General features: G+C 69.7%; 1 protein-coding gene. It reads right to left on the reverse strand.

Annotated features, from left to right (window positions below; genetic code table 11):
- Window positions 1-12: 12 nt before the first annotated feature.
- Window positions 13-1,485, reverse strand: coding sequence for an NF041680 family putative transposase (locus ACIG87_RS32260; RefSeq protein ID WP_396855403.1), 1,473 nt, complete (start codon window positions 1,483-1,485; stop codon window positions 13-15).
- Window positions 1,486-1,602 lie beyond the last annotated feature (117 nt).

The following is a 1,602-nucleotide window of genomic DNA, read 5'->3' on the forward strand; positions in this document are numbered from 1 at the left end:
CTAGCTTGATCTTTAACCCGTCCGTCGTGGCCTCGGGTTATGCGAAGCCTTCGTTTTCTTCGTGCCGCCTATGGCCTTTGTGCTGGTGGCGGCGGTGACGATATGGACGTCGTGGCGGGCTGCTCGCTGGCGGTTGGGGTGTCCGGGCGGTCGTCCGGGGCCTGGTCGGCTCGGTTTCGGTGCGGCGGCGGGGCAGCCGGCTTTGGTGCGTAGGTGCCGAAAGCCTCGGCGGACGCGGGCGGGCGTGAGTCGCTCAGGTGGTGCAGGGCGTTCCCAGGGCCGGCGGAGGTCGCCGACGGCGCCTCGGGCGAGGCGTAGCTGGGTGTAGGCGGCCAGCACCAACCAGGTCCAGCGGTCAGCGGCATTCGGGTCGCGCAGTTTCGGGCTGGTCCAGCCGAGGGTTTGCTTGAGCATGCGGAAGGTGTGTTCGATGTCGAAGCGGCGTAGGAACGCCTGCCAGAGCAGGTCGACCTCGGCGGTGGCGGCGGCGGGTTGGGACCACCACAGCCAGACCGGTTTCGCGGTGGCGCCGCTGGGCAGTCGGCCGACGGTCAACAGGATCACGGTGCCTTCGATGATCGGCAGCGGGCCGTGCTGGGCGGTCCAGGCGGTGCGGTGGGTCAGCCTGGGGTGCAGCCGGTGCCAGGCCCGGGCGGTCGCGGTGCCGTAGAGACGGGTGTCGGTGCTCGTGGCGGCGTCCGGGTCGCCCCAACTGGCCGGGTCACCGAAGATGAACTCGCCGCCATGGCGTCGTGGGCGGCCGGTGGTGCCCGGCAGCCGGGGTGGCGTCGGTCGGCGCAGCACCCGGTCGGAACGCATTCGCACCAGAACCTGAACGGGGAGATCGGCCAGTAGGAACGCCAGCCGGGGCCCGTCGTAGCCGGCGTCCGCGACGATCCACACGTCCGGATCACCGGGCTGCCACTGCCGGGCAGCGATCAGCCGCTGCACCACGTCCCGTAACTGCCCGGCGGTGACCGTAGCAGCGTCGTCGCCGGGCACCAGCCGCCGGGCGTCCAAAGGCGCGGTCCACGAGGTGCGCCCGGCCTCCAAAGCGGTAACGAACGAGTACGGCCAGCCCGGGACTCCGACGTGGGTGTCCTTTCCACGCCCGTAGGTGTGACACAACACCCGCTGCGGGCAGGTATGCGCCTCCGGCCGCAGCCAGCACGTCACGTCCACCGCCAGGACGATCCGCCCGTCCGCGGCCCGCGGCAGCGGCACCGCCGCGACTGCGCTCCGCAGCCGCTCGACGTCGATCCGGCCACGGTTCAACGCCGCATACAGCGAGCCGTGACCGCGCCGGTGCTCACCCACCAGCGACAACTCCACCAACGAACGCACCGGCGCGTCCCCGCACAACAGCGCGTCCGCCAGCTCGAACAACGCATCTCCACGAGCGGTCAGACAGGCATGGAACTCACGCCGGAACGCGGCCAGCCGCCCGACCTCATCGGTCGACGCGGCATCGTGCACACTGATCACCAGACAGCCCTTGGTTTGCGATCTTCTTCCCTAGACAAGAGGAATGATCGATCAAGGGCTGTCTCCATGATCAGCCGGGGTCGATGCCACCGCGCCGCAGGTTAAAGATCAAGCTAG

The sequence above is a fragment of the Micromonospora sp. NPDC051925 genome, assembly GCF_044548625.1.
GTDB lineage: Bacteria > Actinomycetota > Actinomycetes > Mycobacteriales > Micromonosporaceae > Micromonospora.